This is a genomic window from Planctobacterium sp. AWH2_060 (assembly GCF_056158425.1).
Map to the genome: position 1 here is coordinate 4,804,373 of NZ_JBSWTG010000001.1, position 18,942 is coordinate 4,823,314.

Annotated in this window: 18 protein-coding genes; 16 read left to right on the forward strand and 2 right to left on the reverse strand. The window is 46.8% G+C overall.

Annotation, left to right across the window (positions count from 1 at the left end):
* Positions 1 to 7 precede the first annotated feature (7 nt).
* From ACXAD8_RS20745 to ACXAD8_RS20795, 11 genes are all read left to right on the forward strand, one after another.
* Positions 8 to 1,105 carry a TRAP transporter substrate-binding protein gene (locus ACXAD8_RS20745; protein ID WP_475232052.1) on the forward strand — a complete coding sequence of 366 codons (1,098 nt, stop codon included), beginning with the start codon at positions 8 to 10 and terminating at the stop codon, positions 1,103 to 1,105.
* Positions 1,106 to 1,298: 193 nt separating this feature from the next.
* Positions 1,299 to 2,474: an enoyl-ACP reductase FabV gene (gene fabV, locus ACXAD8_RS20750; protein WP_475232053.1), complete on the forward strand. Its 1,176-nt coding sequence runs from the start codon at positions 1,299 to 1,301 to the stop codon at positions 2,472 to 2,474.
* 427 nt (positions 2,475 to 2,901) lie between these two features.
* Positions 2,902 to 4,242 (forward strand): Na(+)-translocating NADH-quinone reductase subunit A, encoded by a 1,341-nt coding sequence (locus ACXAD8_RS20755; protein ID WP_475232055.1) that lies wholly within the window; start codon positions 2,902 to 2,904, stop codon positions 4,240 to 4,242.
* Positions 4,243 to 4,244: 2 nt separating this feature from the next.
* Positions 4,245 to 5,462: an NADH:ubiquinone reductase (Na(+)-transporting) subunit B gene (locus ACXAD8_RS20760; RefSeq protein WP_475232057.1), complete on the forward strand. Its 1,218-nt coding sequence runs from the start codon at positions 4,245 to 4,247 to the stop codon at positions 5,460 to 5,462.
* Positions 5,449 to 6,207 carry a Na(+)-translocating NADH-quinone reductase subunit C gene (locus tag ACXAD8_RS20765; protein ID WP_475232059.1) on the forward strand — a complete coding sequence of 253 codons (759 nt, stop codon included), beginning with the start codon at positions 5,449 to 5,451 and terminating at the stop codon, positions 6,205 to 6,207. Before ACXAD8_RS20760 ends, ACXAD8_RS20765 begins: the two co-directional genes overlap by 14 nt.
* Before the next feature lie 11 nt (positions 6,208 to 6,218).
* Entirely contained in the window at positions 6,219 to 6,854 is a 636-nt protein-coding gene (locus ACXAD8_RS20770; protein ID WP_229528385.1) for an NADH:ubiquinone reductase (Na(+)-transporting) subunit D, read from the forward strand.
* 5 nt (positions 6,855 to 6,859) lie between these two features.
* A complete protein-coding gene (gene nqrE / locus ACXAD8_RS20775; RefSeq protein WP_229528386.1) occupies positions 6,860 to 7,468 on the forward strand; it encodes an NADH:ubiquinone reductase (Na(+)-transporting) subunit E in 609 nt (202 codons plus the stop codon).
* A 27-nt stretch (positions 7,469 to 7,495) separates the two neighbouring features.
* The gene (gene nqrF, locus ACXAD8_RS20780) at positions 7,496 to 8,728 is read left to right on the forward strand and encodes an NADH:ubiquinone reductase (Na(+)-transporting) subunit F (RefSeq protein ID WP_475232061.1); all 1,233 of its coding nucleotides are present in this window, start codon (positions 7,496 to 7,498) and stop codon (positions 8,726 to 8,728) included.
* 78 nt (positions 8,729 to 8,806) lie between these two features.
* Entirely contained in the window at positions 8,807 to 9,835 is a 1,029-nt protein-coding gene (locus ACXAD8_RS20785) for an FAD:protein FMN transferase (RefSeq protein WP_475232062.1), read from the forward strand.
* A 7-nt stretch (positions 9,836 to 9,842) separates the two neighbouring features.
* Positions 9,843 to 10,076, forward strand: coding sequence for a (Na+)-NQR maturation NqrM (nqrM, locus tag ACXAD8_RS20790; RefSeq protein ID WP_475232064.1), 234 nt, complete (start codon positions 9,843 to 9,845; stop codon positions 10,074 to 10,076).
* A 254-nt stretch (positions 10,077 to 10,330) separates the two neighbouring features.
* Entirely contained in the window at positions 10,331 to 12,328 is a 1,998-nt protein-coding gene (locus ACXAD8_RS20795) for a methyl-accepting chemotaxis protein (RefSeq protein WP_475232066.1), read from the forward strand.
* Between the two features lie 391 nt (positions 12,329 to 12,719).
* On the opposite strand, the gene ACXAD8_RS20800 is transcribed toward ACXAD8_RS20795, so the two are convergent.
* Together ACXAD8_RS20800 and ACXAD8_RS20805 are read right to left on the reverse strand one after the other, a co-directional pair.
* Positions 12,720 to 13,085, reverse strand: a complete 366-nt coding sequence (locus tag ACXAD8_RS20800) for a transposase (RefSeq protein ID WP_475232067.1) — start codon at positions 13,083 to 13,085, stop codon at positions 12,720 to 12,722.
* A gap of 9 nt (positions 13,086 to 13,094) precedes the next feature.
* Positions 13,095 to 13,847 (reverse strand): transposase, encoded by a 753-nt coding sequence (locus ACXAD8_RS20805; protein WP_475232068.1) that lies wholly within the window; start codon positions 13,845 to 13,847, stop codon positions 13,095 to 13,097.
* 253 nt (positions 13,848 to 14,100) lie between these two features.
* Between ACXAD8_RS20805 and dinB the strand changes: the two genes are divergently transcribed.
* The 5 genes from dinB to ACXAD8_RS20830 all read left to right on the forward strand — a co-directional run bounded on the left by dinB (position 14,101) and on the right by ACXAD8_RS20830 (position 18,857).
* Complete coding sequence (dinB, locus tag ACXAD8_RS20810; RefSeq protein WP_475232070.1) at positions 14,101 to 15,183, forward strand: DNA polymerase IV; 1,083 nt, start codon at positions 14,101 to 14,103, stop codon at positions 15,181 to 15,183.
* Positions 15,184 to 15,332: 149 nt separating this feature from the next.
* Positions 15,333 to 16,865, forward strand: coding sequence for a M17 family metallopeptidase (locus ACXAD8_RS20815; protein ID WP_475232072.1), 1,533 nt, complete (start codon positions 15,333 to 15,335; stop codon positions 16,863 to 16,865).
* A gap of 40 nt (positions 16,866 to 16,905) precedes the next feature.
* Complete coding sequence (locus ACXAD8_RS20820) at positions 16,906 to 18,138, forward strand: MFS transporter (protein ID WP_475232074.1); 1,233 nt, start codon at positions 16,906 to 16,908, stop codon at positions 18,136 to 18,138.
* A gap of 3 nt (positions 18,139 to 18,141) precedes the next feature.
* The gene (locus tag ACXAD8_RS20825; protein ID WP_475232076.1) at positions 18,142 to 18,393 is read left to right on the forward strand and encodes a DUF1653 domain-containing protein; all 252 of its coding nucleotides are present in this window, start codon (positions 18,142 to 18,144) and stop codon (positions 18,391 to 18,393) included.
* A complete protein-coding gene (locus ACXAD8_RS20830) occupies positions 18,393 to 18,857 on the forward strand; it encodes a hypothetical protein (protein WP_475232078.1) in 465 nt (154 codons plus the stop codon). Before ACXAD8_RS20825 ends, ACXAD8_RS20830 begins: the two co-directional genes overlap by 1 nt.
* Positions 18,858 to 18,942 lie beyond the last annotated feature (85 nt).

Here is an 18,942-nt window from a genome sequence, read left to right on the forward strand (position 1 = left end):
ATGACCTATGTTGGCAATTAAAAAATGGTTTTTAGTGGCGTCTGCAGCGTTGCTAATGAGTTGTTCTGAATCGGCGACAGAGTCAACGGCTCCGTCAGATGGCTACCAGACAAAGCAAACCTTTGAATGGAAGCTGGTCACCAGCTGGCCGAAGAATTTCCCGGGGTTGGGTAAAGGACCAGAGACCTTTGCTGAAATGGTTAATCAGATGTCAGCCGGGCGTCTCAATGTCAGAGTGTATGGTGCCGGAGAAATTGTACCTGGCTTTGAGGTATTTGATGCGGTAGCACAAGGCACTGCTCAGATTGGCCATTCCGGCCCTTATTACTGGAAAGGTAAGGCATCTGCGGCACAGATTTTCACTGGTGTGCCTTTTGGCATGAATGCTCAGGAAATGAATGGTTGGCTGCATTATGGTGGCGGACTTGAGTTATGGCGGGAGCTATACAAACCATTTGGATTAATTCCTTTTGCTGGCGGCAATACCGGTACGCAGATGGCGGGATGGTTCAAAAAAGAAATAAACAGCGTGGATGATATCCAGGGGCTGAAAATGCGTATTCCCGGCTTAGGGGCGGAAGTGTTAAAACGCCTTGGCGGTGTGCCAGTGTCACTGACCGGCGGGGAGTTATTTACTTCGCTGCAAACCGGCGCTATCGACGCAACAGAGTGGGTTGGACCTTATAATGATCTCGCCTTTGGGTTGCACAAAGCAGCAGATTATTACTATGCCTTTGGTTGGCATGAAACCGGCACTACACTGGAATTCATCGTTAATGAGCAGGCGTATAATGCGTTGCCAGCCGATTTACAAAAAATTGTTGAAGTAGCCGCCAGAGCGGTTAATCAGGATATGTTAGACGAATACACGGCGCGTAATAATACAGCGCTACAAACCCTGCTTAAAAACCATGGTGTGGCATTAAAACAGCTGCCGGATGATGTTATTCAGGCTCTTAAAACTGCTACTGATGAAGTGTTAGCAGAGCAATCAGCCGCTGATCCACAATTTGCTAAAATTTATCAACATTATAAAAAGTTCCAACAGGAAGTGGCTAACTTCCATGGCATCACCGAGGCCAGATTGTACCAAAGCCGCCAGTAGGCCGGACAATTATTCCGACGCTGCTATTTGATTCAACCACTGTTGTCCGAATAAATTAGAAGCTACAAGGTAAATACAGCTGTTCAGAGTTGTTGAATCCTCTGTGCTGGTTACAATAGGCAGCAATTTTAACAGCTAAGCGCGGAATGCGTTTAGCTGTCACCATTAAACACAATAAGGAATGTCCTCAGCTATGGTTATTCAACCAAAAATTCGCGGATTTATCTGTACTAATGCTCATCCAACGGGTTGTGCTCACAATGTCAAAACACAAATTGAATATGTTAAGGCGCAATCATTCCCGGAAAATGGTCCCAAAAATGTATTAGTGTTGGGATGTTCTACCGGATATGGTCTGGCATCTCGCATTGTGTCGGCTTTTGGTTATGGTGCTAAAACTCTTGGGGTGTGCTTTGAAAAAGCACCATCAGAAAAGAAAACCGGAACAGCAGGTTGGTACAATACAGCGGCATTTCATCAGCAGGCAGAGCAGGCTGGTCTGTATCACAAGACGCTAAATGGCGATGCCTTTTCTAAAGAAATGAAGGCAGACGTGATAGCCGCCATCAAAGAAGAAATGGGGCAAGTGGACCTGGTGGTATACAGCCTGGCATCTCCGCGCAGAACCGATCCCGAAACCGGTGAAGTCTATAAGTCGGTACTCAAACCGGTAGGCAAAAGCTATACCACGAAAACCTACGACACAGATAAAGATCTGGTACATGAGGTATCTCTTGAACCTGCTTCTGAAGAAGACATACAAAACACTGTAAAGGTGATGGGCGGCGAAGATTGGGAATTGTGGTTAGATGCATTAGGCGAAGCCGGTGTATTAGCGCAAAACTGCAAAACCACCGCTTACACCTACATTGGTAAAGAGTTAACCTGGCCGATTTATGGTCATGCCACCATCGGCAAAGCGAAGGAAGATTTGGATCGCGCTGTTAAAGCCATCGAGAGCAAACAGGCGGCACTTAACGTTAAAGCCTATGTTTCTTCTTTAAAAGCTCTGGTTACCCAGGCGTCTTCCGCAATCCCGGTTATGCCTTTGTATATTTCTCTGATCTACAAAGTAATGAAAGAAGAAGGCACCCACGAAGGCTGTATCGAACAGATCAACGGCTTATTCAGACTATTATTACAGGATTCGCCTGAGCTGGATGAAGCGAACAGATTGCGTATGGATGGCAAGGAAACCAATGATGCCACTCAGGCTAAAATAAAAGCCTTGTGGGATCAGGTTACGCAGGAGAACTTCCACCAGTTGAGTGACTACCAGGGGTATCACCAGGAGTTTTTACACCTGTTCGGCTTTGGTTTTGATGCGGTTGATTATGAAGCAGATGTCAACCCGTTAGTGGACTGGTAAGCTTAAATTTACACTGCGTTTTAAGTAAAAACACCGCCTTTGCGGTGTTTTGCATTTTTGCAATGAACATTATTCGAGCAATGTCGTATCTGATAAAAAAGCCGGGTTCGTTGACAAAACCCAATCTATTGCTAGTGTAATGAATAAAAAGTGTACAGCGTGTGGCTAAAAATAAAGCAAAAAAAACCGTTTGGGCACATAGGCGTAGCGCGAAATGGTCATGTAGTGCTAGAATTCGGCAGTTTGTTGAGCGACGTTTCACCCTGTTACAAAATTTGTTTTGTTGCAAGCTGATGTGTAGCTGATTGATAAACGGTTCTTAGGACCTTTTCAGGTTTTTGTATGGAATTCAAAATACTTATCAGGATTGGGTTTGCTCGTGAGTACAACCCTGATAAGTATTAATCCTTAACTAGTGCATGTAAGTATGATTAAAATAAAGAAAGGCCTCGACCTCCCTATTTCGGGAGCGCCAACGCAAGAAATCCATGACGGTGCGCCGATTACGCGCGTTGCTGTTCTGGGTGAAGAATACATCGGCATGCGTCCCACTATGCATTGTCAGGTGGGTGATGTCGTGAAAAAAGGGCAGGTTCTTTTTGAAGATAAAAAGAATCCTGGCGTTAAATTCACAGCCCCTTCTGCTGGTGAAATCATTGAAATCAACCGTGGCGCAAAACGTGTTTTGCAGTCGGTTGTTATCAAGATCGCCGGTGAAGAACAGGTTGAATTTAACCAGTACCAAGCATCCGATTTAGCCGGTTTGGACAGAGAGAAAGTTGTTTCTCAGCTTGTCGATTCTGGTTTATGGACTGCATTGCGTACCCGCCCATATAGCAAAATTCCTGCTATTGATTCCACACCAACAGCTATTTTTGTTAACGCGATGGATACCAATCCATTAGCGGCAGATCCTGCTGTTATTATTGCTGAGAATCAGGCAGATTTTGAAAACGGTTTAACTGTTATCAGCAAGCTGACCGAAGGCAAAACCTGGGTAACTAAGGCATCTGGTGCAAATATCAGCACTGGCAATGCCGCAGTAACTACCGAAGAGTTCTCTGGTCCGCATCCTGCTGGTCTGGTAGGCACGCATATCCATTTCCTGGATTCTGCGGGCGCCAACAAATTTGTTTGGCATGTAGGCTATCAGGACGTAGTGGCCATTGGTAAGTTGTTTACTACTGGTCAGATTGATTCTTCCCGCATTGTCGCTTTGGCAGGGCCGGTTGTGTCTAATCCAAGACTGGTGCGCACCACTTTAGGTGCTAACACTGAAGAACTGACCGCTGGTGAAATCACTTGTGATGAGCCGCGCGTTATTTCTGGTTCTGTGCTGCACGGCTTGCACGCGCACGGTGTGCACGCATACCTGGGCCGTTATGCCAATCAGGTTTCAGTGGTTGCTGAAGACCGCGAGAAAAAGCTGTTTGGCTGGATAACACCGGGCTCAGACAAGCACTCCATTACCAAAGCTTATTTGGGACACCTTAACCCAGGTAAGCTATTCAACATGACTTCAACCACTAATGGTTCTGACCGTGCCATGGTGCCAATCGGCAACTATGAGCGTGTGATGCCTTTAGATGTATTACCCACACTGCTTTTACGCGATCTGCTGGCCGGGGACACTGACAGTGCTCAGACTATGGGCTGTCTGGAACTGGACGAAGAAGATCTGGCGTTGTGTACCTATGTATGCCCAGGCAAATACGATTACGGCTCCGTGCTGAGAGATTGTCTGGATAAGATTGAGAAAGAGGGCTAATCATGAGTTTAAAAGAGTATCTCGAAAAGATTGAACCCGATTTCGAACCGGGTGGCAAACACGAGAAGTGGTATGCGCTTTACGAAGCCGCAGCAACCATTTTCTACACACCTGGCAAGGTGACTAAAGGGGCAACCCACGTAAAAGATAGCATTGACCTGAAACGCATCATGATCCTGGTGTGGATGGCGACTTTTCCAGCCATGTTTTACGGCATGTTCAACATCGGTCAACAAGCTCACTTGGCCATTCTCAATGGCGCTGGTGCCGTTGCCCTGCCTGACGTATGGCAAGCAGCGCTGTTTACCGCATTCGGTGGACAATTAGGCGTAGACGGTGTGTCCTGGTTGGGAATGATGGGCTACGGTGCTTGTTTCTTCCTGCCTATTTACGCGGTGACCTTTATTGTCGGTGGCTTCTGGGAAGTGTTGTTTGCTTCAATTCGCAAGCACGAAGTTAACGAAGGTTTCTTCGTAACTTCTGTTCTGTTTGCCCTGACTTTGCCAGCTACTATTCCTTTATGGCAAGTAGCACTGGGTATCACCTTTGGTGTGGTAATCGCCAAAGAAGTGTTTGGTGGTACTGGTCGTAACTTCCTTAACCCGGCGTTATCTGGTCGTGCCTTCCTGTACTTTGCTTACCCGGCGCAAATCTCCGGTGATGCAATCTGGACTGCTGCTGACGGTTATTCCGGTGCAACCATGCTGAGCCAGGCGGCTTCTGGTACGCTGGATTACAGCAATGTTGCCCTGTGGTGGGATGCCTTCTACGGTAATATTCAAGGTTCAGCAGGTGAAGTTTCCACCTTGATGCTGGCCCTGGGTGGTCTGTTTATTATCTATTTGCGAATTGCCTCGTGGCGCATCGTGTTAGGTGTGTTGTTAGGTGCGGCTATCTTCACGACATTGCTGAACCTGATCGGTAGCGATACTAATCCGATGATGGCAATGCCTTGGTACTGGCACCTGGTTACCGGTGGTTTTGCATTCGGTATGTTCTTTATGGCAACCGATCCGGTATCGGCCTCATTCACCAATCAAGGTAAGTGGGCGTATGGCTTGTTGATTGGCGCTATGTGTGTGCTGGTCAGAGTCTTAAACCCGGCCTTCCCGGAAGGTATGATGTTGGCAATTCTGTTTGCTAACTTGTGGGCGCCGCTGTTTGATTATTTCGTGGCTCAAAGCAATATTAAACGGAGGATGGCACGTGTCAGCGCGTAAAGAAACTCTTGGAAGAACAGTTGGCATCGTTGTCGCTGTATGTCTTGCCTGCTCTATTGTTGTTTCTACAGCAGCAGTAGGCCTTAGAAGTCTGCAAACTGCTAATGCTCAGTTGGACAAACAAACCAACGTATTAGAGGCAGCAGGTCTATTAGATAAAGCCGCTGGCGACATCGCCGGTACTTATGACAAGTTCGTTGAAGAGCGTTATGTGGATCTTGAGTCTGGCCAGTACGTTGAAGTGCCTGAAGATTTCGACATGTTCAAATACGCCAAAGACGACGAATATCAGGTTCGTCCTAAGCCAGATACGGCAAAGGTGTTCCGTCATTCGAAAGTGGTCAGCGTGTACCATATTAAAAACGAAGCCGGAGACGTAACCCGACTGGTTTTGGAAGTGTATGGCAGTGGTCTTTGGAACCTTATGTATGGTTTGCTGGCAGTTGATGCCGATGGCAACACAGTGCGTAACCTGATTTACTACGATCAAAAAGAAACTCCTGGATTGGGTGGTGAGGTTCAGAACCCGGCTTGGAAGGCGCTTTGGGATGGTAAGAAGCTGTTTAAAGATGGTGACGTTGCTATTCAACTGAAGAAAAATGCCAGCGCCGATAATCCGCACACAGTGGATGCACTTTCAGGTGCAACTTTGACCTCCAACGGTGTTCAGGCGTCACTTGATTACTGGTTAAGTGATCGCGCGTTGGGTAACTTCCTGGCTAATAAGCCATGGCTTAAGTCATAAGGAGAGGCACAATGTCTAGCAATGCAAAAGAAATGAAAAAGGTATTGTTCGGGCCAATCCTGGACAGCAACCCAATTGCACTGCAAATCCTGGGTATTTGCTCAGCATTGGCAGTAACTACAAAACTGGAAACCGCACTGGTCATGTCAGCGGCACTGACCTTTGTAACGGCGTTTTCTAATTTATTTATCTCGTTAATTCGCAATCAAATCCCTTCCAGCGTGCGTATCATCATTCAGATGACCATTATCGCCTCACTGGTAATTCTGGTTGACCAGGTGTTAAAAGCCTATTCCTATGAAGTGTCAAAACAGCTCTCGGTATTCGTTGGACTGATTATCACCAACTGTATCGTTATGGGCCGTGCTGAGGCTTACGCTATGAAGAGTCCACCTACCATGAGCTTCCTCGATGGTATCGGTAACGGCTTGGGTTACTCATTTGTATTGATCGTTATTGGTACGATCAAAGAGCTGGGTGGTTTTGGTACGTTATTAGGATATGAGATCCTGCCACTGGTACAAAATGGTGGCTGGTATCAAGGTAATGGCCTGCTGATACTGCCGTTTAGTTCGTTCTTCCTGATTGGTGGCTTGATTTGGTTCATCCGTACCATTCGCCCGGAACAAGTAGAGCCTAAGGAGTAATTAAAGTGGAACATTATATTAGCTTGTTAGTGCGCTCAATTTTCCTTGAGAACATGGCACTTTTCTACTTTTTTGGTATGTGTACCTTTTTGGCGGTATCGAAAAAGGTCAAAACAGCAATGGGTCTGGGTGTTGCGGTAATCGTGGTACTGGGTATTTCAGTGCCGGTAAACCAATTGGTGTATTCAAACGTACTGGCTCCTGGTGCGCTTGAATGGGCCGGTTTCCCTGAGGCTGACCTGAGCTTTTTGAGCTTCCTGACCTTTATCGGTGTTATTGCTGCACTGGTTCAGATTCTGGAAATGACCTTAGATAAGTTTTTCCCGGCATTGTACAACGCACTGGGGATCTTCTTACCTTTGATCACGGTTAACTGTGCCATCTTTGGTGGTGTGGCCTTTGCTATCCAGAAAGAATACACCTTTACCGAAAGTATCTTTTTCGGTGTAGGTAGTGGCGCGGGCTGGGCGATTGCCATTGTCCTGTTAGCCGGTATTCGTGAAAAGCTGAAGTATGCAGACATGCCTGAAGGTGTTCGTGGCCTGGGGTCTGTATTTATTATTGCTGGTTTGATGGCGTTGGGCTTCCAGTCCTTCTCCGGTGTATCAATCTAAGCGGCGTCAGGAGAGGAATAAAAGATTATGAATCCAACTGATATTTACCTCGGTGTAGGTATGTTTATCGCTATCGTTTTAGCGCTGGTGTTTATCATCATGTTCGCTAAATCGAAGCTGGTTCCCACCGGCGATGTTAAAATTCTGATTAACGGTGATCCTGACAAAGCGATCACCGCATCACCAGGTGGCAAGTTACTTGGCGCACTGGCTGAAAATGGTATCTTTGTCAGCTCTGCTTGTGGTGGCGGTGGCTCTTGTGGTCAGTGTCGCGTTGATATCAAATCAGGTGGCGGTGAAATTCTGCCTACTGAGCTGGATCACATTACTAAGCGTGAAGCCCGTGAAGGTTGCCGTTTGTCCTGTCAGGTTGCTATTAAGCAAGACATGGATATCGAGTTGCCGGAAGAGATTTTTGGTATCAAGAAGTGGGATTGTGAAGTTATTTCTAACGACAACAAAGCCACTTTCATTAAAGAGCTTAAGCTGAAGATTCCAAACGGGGAGAGTGTACCTTTCCGTGCTGGTGGTTATATTCAGATTGAAGCACCTGCTCACCACGTTAAATACAAGGATTTCGATATTCCTGAAGAGTATCGTCCTGACTGGGAGCGTTTTGGTTTCTTCGACATCGAATCTAAAGTGGATGATGAAACCATCCGTGCTTACTCTATGGCTAACTATCCGGAAGAAGAAGGCATTATTATGTTGAACGTGCGTATCGCTACGCCGCCACCTAATAATTTGAGCCTGCCGGCCGGTAAGATGTCTTCTTACATCTGGAGTCTGAAAGAAGGTGACAAAGCCACTATTTCTGGTCCATTTGGTGAATTCTTTGCCAAAGAAACTCAGGCTGAAATGGTATTCGTGGGCGGTGGTGCAGGTATGGCGCCGATGCGCTCGCACATCTTTGATCAGCTGCGTCGTCTTAAATCAGATCGCAAGATTTCTTTCTGGTACGGTGCACGTTCACTGCGCGAAATGTTCTATGTAGAAGATTTCGATATGCTGCAAGAAGAAAATGAAAACTTCCAGTGGCATGTGGCCTTGTCTGATCCTCAGCCAGAAGATAACTGGGAAGGCTATACCGGCTTTATCCACCAGGTATTGTTAGAAAACTACCTGAAGGATCACCCAGCGCCGGAAGACTGTGAGTTCTATATGTGTGGACCACCTATGATGAACGCGGCGGTTATCAATATGCTCAAAGACCTGGGCGTAGAAGACGATAACATTATGCTGGATGACTTTGGCGGTTAATACCGTAAACATTTAAAAAAAGGGGCTAAGGCCCCTTTTTTAATAAGCCTTTTTTAGCAACGATTTGAAGTTTTCTAAATGAATATATTATCTCTTCGCGTCAATTTATTTGCCTTGTTGGTGGTCAGTCTGTTTTTGGTTGCAGGTTGCCAACAGCCTCCTGTGGAAGTGCACCTTTCTGGCCCGACGATGGGCACTACCTATAACATCAAGTATTGGTCAGAGATTGAAGTAAACAGCAGCAAGTTACAGGAACGCGTGGATGCCGAACTGGTGCACATCAATAAACTGATGTCTACCTACGACCCTGCTTCTGAGCTGTCGACTCTCAATCAAAGCAAAACCACTGAGCCTTACCCACTGTCGGCAGAAACTTTGTTGGTAATTGAAGAAGCATTGCGCATTGGTGAACTGAGCAATCAATACCTGGACATTACCGTTGGGCCATTGGTAAATCTCTGGGGGTTTGGACCTCAGGCCAGACCGGAAGTGATCCCTACTGATAACGATATTGAGTCCGCCCGAGCCAGAGTAGGCATTGATAAACTATCTGTAAGTGGCAATAGCTTAAGCCGTGCTCATCCGGATATGTACGTAGATTTGTCTACAGTGGCGAAAGGTTATGGCGTTGATCAGGTGGCGGAGATTGTCGAATCGTTTGGTATCGATAATTATCTGGTGGAGATTGGCGGCGAAATGCGCGTCGCTGGCGTAAAACAAAATGGTCAGGGCTGGCGCATTGCCATTGAAAAACCGGTGACCATGGAGCGGGCGATTCAGGAGATCATTACCGTTGGCAACAATGCCGTTGCCACTTCGGGAGATTATCGCAACTATTATGAAGAGGACGGTATTCGCTATTCTCATCTGATAGATCCAAAAACCGGAAAGCCTATCCAACATAATCTGGTCTCTGTTACTGTGGTGCATCCTTCCTGTTTAACCGCAGACGGATATTCCACCGCAATTGCAGTTATGGGTAAAGATGCAGGACTGGCTATGGCATTGGAAAATGATCTGGCGGTTTTGCTGATTACCCGAGAAAATGGCGAGTTTAAAGAGTATACTACGCCGGGTTTTGAATCATTTCTGAATAAAAAAGGGTAAGTACGCAGTGAGTACCTTTCTGTTAGCATTCGTGTTCTTTTTGATCGTCGTATCAGCAATGGCGATTGGCTATATTTTGCAAAATAAAACGATTTCCGGCTCCTGTGGGGGACTGGGTGCGTTGGGTATCGATAAGGCTTGTGATTGCCCTGAACCCTGTGATCGCAAAAAAGCCCGGATGGAAAGAGAAGAAGCCAGACAAAAGAAAATCGAAGAATGGCAAAACAATAAAATTGTTTAATAGCTTCCATCTTCAATAAATATTGGGCATCTGCTGATCAGATGCCTGATTTTTCTCTCTAAAGTAAAGTTTGATGCACGCCCTGCCATTTAAATTCCACTAATTACTGCAATTTAATTGTCACATTCCTTTACATAGCTGCTCTAAATTCAGACAATAAGCGCGTCTTAGTTGAACCCTACTCAACAATTTTTGAGCCCAGCCGTTAAGGTTAGGCGTAAGTACAATAAAAAATAAATTATAAAGGTTGCAATATGTGGTTTCAGAAGTCCATTAGTCAAAGACTGATCGCTATTTGTGTTTCGGGAATTGCTTGTTTGTTTTTGCTCTATGGAATTTGGCAAGTACAACAAGTGAAATCCAGCACGATTGAGCGTGTCAACAGCGATATTCAAAACATCGTATCCCAAAAAGCCACAGAAATTTCAGGTTTTTTTCAAGCGAAAGGGCAGGTGATCCACAGTGTTTTTGCAAACCCGCGATTATTGACATGGTTTGCCAATTATAATGAGCGTCAGAGTGACATTAGTGATGATTCAGATTATCAAATGATTAAGGGATTTTTTAAGTTCTTCTCCGACAATGATTCCGCTATTAAAAGTGTCTTCTTTGGCTCGGCTAATACCTTTGAGTACTTTGATAAGACCGGACGTTTAGATCATGATCCTGATTATTACACCAATAAACGCCCCTGGTGGCATGAAGCTATTGCCACAAATAGATTGTACGTTACAGATCCGGCAGTTGATATTCACGACGGTTCTATATCAACGACAATTAAAGCTGTTGTTAAACACCATGGAAAATTCATCGGAGTCGGCGGGATGGATATTCTGATTACCACAATAGGACAGGAGTTGCTGAGTAAAATAAAATACCAAGGTAAAGGCAATGCGTTTCTGGTGACTGATAAAGGGGTACTAGTATATTTTCCCGGCTTTAACGAGCGTTTTCCTCCCGGCTCAGACATGAGTAAAGTGGATAGCTACTTCAGTGATACTGAAGGATTTGCGCAACTAAAGAATATGCTGGCGCGTCAGAATAACGGTATCACCGAAGTATACTGGCAAGATGAACACTATAAAGTGATCTTCGACAAAGTTGCCGCTGAATACCCCTACGTTAACTGGAAATTGGGATTTATGGTGCCCGATAGCGTTGTTAACGGTCCGGTAAATAACGCTATGTGGCAAGTATCTGGTTTGATGTTTGTTATGCTGGCCATTATTGCCGTTATGGTGTTTATGATTGTTCGCCCCATGCTGAACCCGTTAAATACTATGGTTCATGCCATGAAGGATATCTCTCGCGGTGACGGAGACCTGACCAAACGCATCGACTTACAACGCGAAGATGAAATTGGTCAACTGGCCAGCGAATTCAATAGCTTTATGGATAAGATTCAGGCTCTGGTAAAACAGACCATGGATATTACTACCGAGGTTAACCGTACAACCAAGAGCGTTAGTGAGATCACGCAACACAACCTGGATTTGGTGAACAACGAAAAAACCGAAATCGAATCCGTGGCCAGTGCCAGTTATGAAATGGCCGAAACCAGTAAAGATGTGTCCCGCAATACCAGTGGCGCTATGGAAGTGGCGGATAACGTCAAAGCTGAGATGGACAAGGGCAGTGCCGTGGTTAAATCCGCTGTTGGCGATATCAACTCTCTATCTACCCAAATCGGTGAAGCGGCTAAAGTGGTCGCGGCTCTGGAAGCCGAAACTGATAAAATTGGCGAAGTACTGGATGTTATTTCTGCTATTACCGAACAAACTAACTTGTTGGCACTGAACGCGGCAATTGAAGCGGCCCGTGCTGGTGAAATGGGTCGCGGTTTCGCAGTAGTAGCCGACGAAGTAAGAACCCTGGCCAGTCGTACTCAGGAGTCTACCCGTCATATCCAGGAAATTATTGGTGCTTTGCAAACCACTGCCAAGCAAGCCAGCCAGGCAATGACCGCCAGTAATTCCCAGGCCGAGTCCGGTGTGCAACGAGTGGCAGATCTGCAAACCGTGTTAGACCAGGCCTTCTCCGGGGTAGAGCAAATTCAGCAGCAGATGCAGAGTATCGTAGCCGCGAATACGCAACAGTCCTACACCGCAGAAGAGATCGCCAGAAACGTCAGCCATATTACTGAACTGGCTGATGAAACTGTGATGGAAAGTAAGGACGTAGAGAAAAACATCTCTGATCTTAAACGCCTTGCCAGTAATCTGGATGATGTGCTGAAACAGTTTAAGGTTTAGGTTTGTAGGCCAGAATTTATTCCGACGCCGCAGCTAATCGCTCCTGCCGTTGTCCGAATAAATTCGAACCTTCTATGAGGACTCGATAGTCAAGCCCCTTTGTAAATTCTGTTTGCTAAGTACTACATAAGCCTGTATCTCATGGCTGATTGTTGTTCACTTAACGATAAAGTTGCTCAGGTAAACTGTGAAGTTATGTCCGAAAACTATAACAACCTTCTATCCGTTGCGGCCCTGCGGCCGCCAACCTAAAACTACTTGCGATATACGCCTGTTACCTGACGTGAAAGCCGCTTCTTCTACAAAAACGATTGAACCTGTTCATCAAGGTTCGACACACGTGACTTTCGACAACATTATCTTCTGACTAAAACCGTTATTCTTTTACCACTTAGTTACCGAATATAGCTCCTTCAGGCATCTCGCCGTACTCAAGGTATTTCCATAAACTCACCAGTAATTTTCTGGCAAGCGCCACAATACCGATGCGCCTCATACGCTTACCACCTTTGGCAAACCGTTCTTCAAACCATTGACTAAGCTTGCTGCCTGGTTGCCACCTGAGCCACATCCACGCCGCTTCTATCATGGTGGTTCTGATGCGTTTATTACCTGCTTTGCAGATACCTTGCTCACGCTGACTGTCGCCACTGTCATATGGCGTGGGCGTCAGCCCGGCACAGGCTCCCACTTCTCTGACATTGGAAAACTCCCGCCAACTGAAAAATTCCTGTACCATGACAAAACTAAACTGCAATCCCACGCCTTAGAGTTGCATCAACTGTCTCAGTTGCCTTGCCGCTTTTCCGCAGGCACTTTTGACCTGTTCGGCCTGCTCTTTTTCTACGGCTTTTACCTGCTCACTGACCACTTTATAGCGGTCATATTCCCGCCGAATTTCTTCGGTAGTGAATGGTCCCAGGTTATATCCAGCCGGGCTGGTGAACCGGGTCATTGATTCCAGCTCTGACATGGAGTCAATCCGAATACCAGCGAGTATCAGCAATGATTTAATGCGAGCGCTGTGACCACCACGCTCTTTAACCAGCCGTTGCCGATCACGGTGTAAACGCCTGGCATCTTCTTCCTCTACCGTGGGCACTCTGACCACGGAAAATGCTGTTTTATCGCCACTGTGATAGCGTATTCCAAGGCGCAGCAAGGCCTCCAAATCTATCCGGTCTGTTTTGACCCGCTTCTTCTTTCTGCTGACTTCGATACTGGCGGAATCCACCACCAGATTGTCAACTCCGCGGGCTTTCAGTGCTCTGTGAATCCAGAAACCATCTCGCCCGGCTTCATAACAACACTTGATCGTGCAGTCTGCTGAGGCATTAAGTTTTTCTTTTGCCAGACGGAGCTCCTGCTCCAGAGCAACCAAATCACCCGCATCGATGGTTTTGCTTCTGCATTTTGCTGTATTGTGGAAGCCAACCTTCCAGGTTTTATTCGCAAACTCTAAAGCCATATACAGAAGAGGATGTTTTGCGTTATCGTTTTGTTGAAGGACAGTGGTCATAGTTTTTCCTTTGCTTTGTCGTTAAAGAAAAGGTAGCTGATTTCTGTCCTTCATAGTTTCTACAAGGTAATTGCTGTTTATTTCAGTACCGCTGAATAGTTAAGATTTGTAGGTCGGAATTTATTCCGACGCTGCAGCTGATTGCCCCCGCGGTTGTTCGAATGAATTCGACAAACCCTACGCCTAAAAAGCGTATTAATTCCTTTAAGAATCCACTAGAATACTGTTCAAATAAACAGTGCTTTAGTGTGTTTTGCGTAAATTCATTCACATCGATATGGACTGCTTCTATGCTGCCGTGGAGATGCGAGACAATCCTGCGTTACGTGATATTCCGATTGCCATCGGAGGCAGCTCTGATCGCAGAGGTGTGATATCCACTTGCAACTATCCGGCGCGCAAATTTGGCGTGCGCTCGGCGATGGCCACCGCCCATGCCATGAAGCTGTGTCCGCATCTGACGCTGGTGCCGGGCCGCATGGATGTGTATGTAGAAGAATCCCGCAAAATCAAAGCCATATTTAAACGCTATACCGACATTATCGAACCATTGTCTTTGGACGAAGCCTTTTTAGATGTGTCTGAATCAACTCTGTTTGCTGGCAGCGCCACGCGCATCGCGCAAGATATTCGTCAGACGATTTTTACTGAAACCGGATTGACCGCCTCGGCCGGTGTTGCCCCCATTAAATTTGTAGCCAAAGTAGCCAGTGACGAGAATAAACCGGATGGAATGTGCGTAATTCCCCCGAACAAGCTACTGGAATTTGTCACCGGCTTACCCCTTAAAAAAATCCCCGGCGTGGGCAAAGTCACTCAAGAAAAACTCGCGTTACTGGGCCTGGAAACATGCGCCGACGTGCAAAACTATCCCAGGGAGCGATTGCTAAAACAATTTGGTAAGTTTGGTAAAATACTCTGGGATCGCTGTCATGCAGTGGATGAAAGAGCGCTCAGCACTCACCGTGAACGAAAATCCGTGGGTATCGAAACCACCCTGGCCCAGGATATTCACACTCAGCAGCAATGTCTGGAGATTATTCATAAGCTCTATCCCAAACTCATCAAAAGGCTTAAGAAAGTCAGTCCCAATCTCACTGTGCACAATCAGGGAATAAAACTGAAGTTCTCCGACTTTCAGCAAACCACCATGGATCAGCGCACGCAAATTGTATCGCTAAATACCTTCGAAGCTTTATTACCGCAAATCCTGGAAAGGCAGAACAAACGGGGAATTCGCCTGGTAGGACTACACGTTGCCATGCCTCATGAAGCCGATAGTCGGCAGTTGCCTTTGCAGTTTGAAAAAGGTGACGACTCAGAAGCGGAATCTTAACTGCACAATTAGGCGAAACAGTGGCTTTGGCTGTTTTGTCATTCGCTTGTGGCAAGGCGTTGAACCATGCAGAATATGCGCCTCAATTGCCTTATATCAGTTTGTGAAAACACAGATTGCTATCAACCCCTACGATAAGGAGTTTTTCCATGGCTTATCCAAAAATAATCGACATCAACAGTATTTCAGATGCGCTGGCACAGCAGTCCCAGTGGGATGCACTGATAGTGGTGGCTGCCAATGTTGCCTCGGTAACCGAGTCAAATATCCAGGCTGCGTTACAAAAACACCAGCAAATAGACGCCAGAATTGACTCAGAAGTCTTACTTTTCAACAGTGATGTAGTACCGGGCAAGCGTATTGTATTTGCACCAACCGGTGAGTTGTCACGTTACTACGATGATGTCAGACGCTTTTTTGATGCGGCTAATAAGGCAGCCAAACTGGCGGCATCTGCGGGCATTCGCAAACCTCTTATATGGTTAGAAGCGCCACAAGAACAAAGCTTTCAAAATGCCGTTGGCGCAGCTTATTTGGGATTCACTCAGGGTTTGTGGCAGCCCTTAGAAGCCCGCGAAGCACTGAGCGAAGAAGATATCGAACCCATTGGTGAGCTAGGCCTTATCAGCGGTAATAGCCAAACATCATCTCAGTGGTTAATGGCGGCTGAAGCAGGCAAACGAGTAGCCAGAGATTTATGTGGTACTGAGCCAGAGCGCATGGCCCCTCCGGGATTTGCAGATTACTGTGTGCAGGCCCTGGCCGACAGCGACGTAAAAGTCGAAGTCATTAGTGATCAGCGTCAGTTAGAAAAGGACTACCCGCTATTGTTTGCTGTCGCTCGTTGTTCAGAGTCGGTCGAACGTCATCAGGCCCGCGTAATCACCATGACCTATGAAGGTGAAGGTCCGATTGAGCACAGCCTGTACCTCGCAGGTAAGGGCATTACCTATGATACTGGCGGCGCAGATTTAAAAACCGGTGGACACATGGCGGGTATGAGTCGCGATAAAGGTGGTGCCGCCACCGTAGCGGGATTCATGAAAATGTTGGCGGAATTAAAGCCAAAAGGCATTAAAGTGGTGGCCGAGATCGGCGCAGTGCGCAATAGCATTGGCGCTGATGCGTTTGTGGCTGATGAAATCATTACCAGTCGCGCTGGTGTTCGGGTGCGTATTGGCAATACCGATGCTGAAGGACGCCTGGTACTGTGCGACGTGCTGACTCATTTAAAAGAGTTGGCAGCCGGAGATGATAAAGCGGAGTTCTTTTCAGTTGCGACGCTGACCGGTCACGCTGCGCGTGCTGTTGGACCCTACACAGCGCTGGTAGAAAACGGCGTTGCCAGAGCCGTCAACAGTGCCCAGCAGTTATCTGTGGCAGGTGACTTGTGGGCAGATCCAGCCGAAGTATCTCGTTCTCGCAGAGAAGATTTTGATTTCGTTAAACCTCGCACTAAAGCGGATGATATTTTATCCTCTAACAATGCGGCCTCTGCAGTGACGGCCCGTGGGCATCAATTCCCCATGGCGTTTTTGCAGCTGGCTTCTGGACTGAACGATACACAATACGCCTATACTCACGTGGACATTGCCGGAAGTGGCGTAGAAGGCGGTGACTGGCAACATGGCAAACCCACTGCCGCCGGCCTGATGATGTTAGCCGGACGCTATTTAAAATAAGCATTTAAGGGGGCCAATGCCCCCAATATTAAGGACAACAATGCAATTCCCTCCCATAGTTTGGTTATTAGCTGCGATAGCGGCATTGAGTACCACATCTGGCACTCTAATGGTACTGGTGGCCGGTATATTTGGCGCTCAGGTGGCTCCTGCGCAACAATACGCAACATTGCCTCTGGCTTTGATGATTCTGGGGACGGCCTTTTCAGTATCACCCATTGCATTGTTAATGCGCAGGATAGGGCGCAAGAAGGTGTTCCTGATGGCGGCCATCATGGGCGTTTCAGCCAGCTTAGTGGCCGCTAATGCTGTGCAGAAAGCCTCCTTTATGCAGTTTTGCCTGGCCTCTGCCATGTTGGGCTGTGCTATTGCCGGGTTTCAGCAAATCCGCTTTGCGGCGATAGAATGGGTAAGCCTGGAGCGGGTGCCTAAGGTGGTGTCGCTGGTATTATTGGGCGGACTGGTCGCCGCCATTCTGGGACCGGAATTATCGGTGCTGGGACAGGGCTTGACGCCGGGCAGTTTTCAGGGAACTTTCTATTTGTTGGCCAGTATTCAGGCCGGTTGCTTTATCTTGTTCTTGTTTTATCAACCGAAGAAAACCGAAGAGCTCAGCGAAGAGAGAGCGCAAGAAGCCCTGCCTCCCAGTAAAAGACGCTTTTTGCGCAATCCCGGATTTGTGGTGGCGGTTTTGTCTGCCAGTCTGGGCTATGGCCTGATGGCGTTTATCATGACGGCAACGCCAGTACACATGCATGTTTTTGAACACCACAGTTTGGCAGAGACTAAGGTAGTGATTCAGAGCCATATTGTGGCGATGTTTTTGCCCTCGTTTTTTAGTGGCTGGCTAATTGGCAAAATTGGCGAGCTTAAGTTGATCCTCACCGGTATCGCAATCTTTTTGCTCTGTATCATTGCGGGCTTTTTTGCCGCCGGTTACTGGCACTTTTGGATCACATTAGTGTTACTGGGTATTGCCTGGAATTTCCTGTTTACTGCGGGTACCAGCTTGTTACCGAAAGCTTATAAACCCGAAGAACGCTTTCAGGCACAGGCATTAAACGATGGTGTTATGTTTGCCATTCAGGCAGCTGCTTCATTATCGGCAGGCGCAGTGCTGTATTTTCTGGGGTGGCAGGCCATGATGCTGTCCTGTATCCCGATTTTGATATTACTATTATGGGTATTGCGTTGGTGGCACCTGGATGTTCAGGAAAACCTGGATAAACAGGCTCAGACCCATCACACAACCCTGATTTCTGAAAAAGAGTAATTTATGAGTAATTCCCCTACAGATAACAAAAGCCTGCTACCAGGCTTATACCGCCATTACAAAGGTAATGACTATCAGGTAATTGATACTGCCATCCATTCTGAGGACGAAACCCTTTACGTGGTATACCGTCCGCTCTACGGCGAAGGCAAGTTGTGGATACGGCCATTTGATATGTTTACCGAAACAGTACAAGTAGAGGGCAAAGAGACCCCACGATTCGCCTATGTTGGTCCAATGGAGGAAAGTGCCTGATGAACTCATTTGATTTATTTGGTATCGCTACCTTAACTTTGCCTGAAAACTGGCAGCAACACGACTCTGACATAAAGCTGGATAGCTCTTTAAACTTTGGTAGTCAGGTACCGGAAATCGTATTGGTTAACCAGAGCAACGACACCGGCAGCCTGTCTATTAAAAGCTACCAGTTTGACGTTAAAGACCAGCAGCAACAGCAGCATTTATTAAACAGCGTCTACACCAAAGGTGAACAACAAGAAATCGCTGAAAACGTCTATTGCGACATGGAAGAATTGCGTGGCGAAGAAGATGGCGAAGAGGTGGTCGTCACTCGCTGGCGAGTGTCTTCGATTAAAAATGCTGACAAGTTTGTGCTGATGACATTTAGCTTTAGTGTCGCATTGTCTGACCTTAATAACGAAGCCGTTAGCCAGGATATCGCCAGTATTGAAAGCGCTATTAAGCAGGCGGTTTGGTGAGAATCTGCTTTTAGTGAATATATTCGTCTGTCGGTCACTTTCAAAGATAAGCTGGCAGGCGTTTTGAAAGCCCCCGGATTTTGAA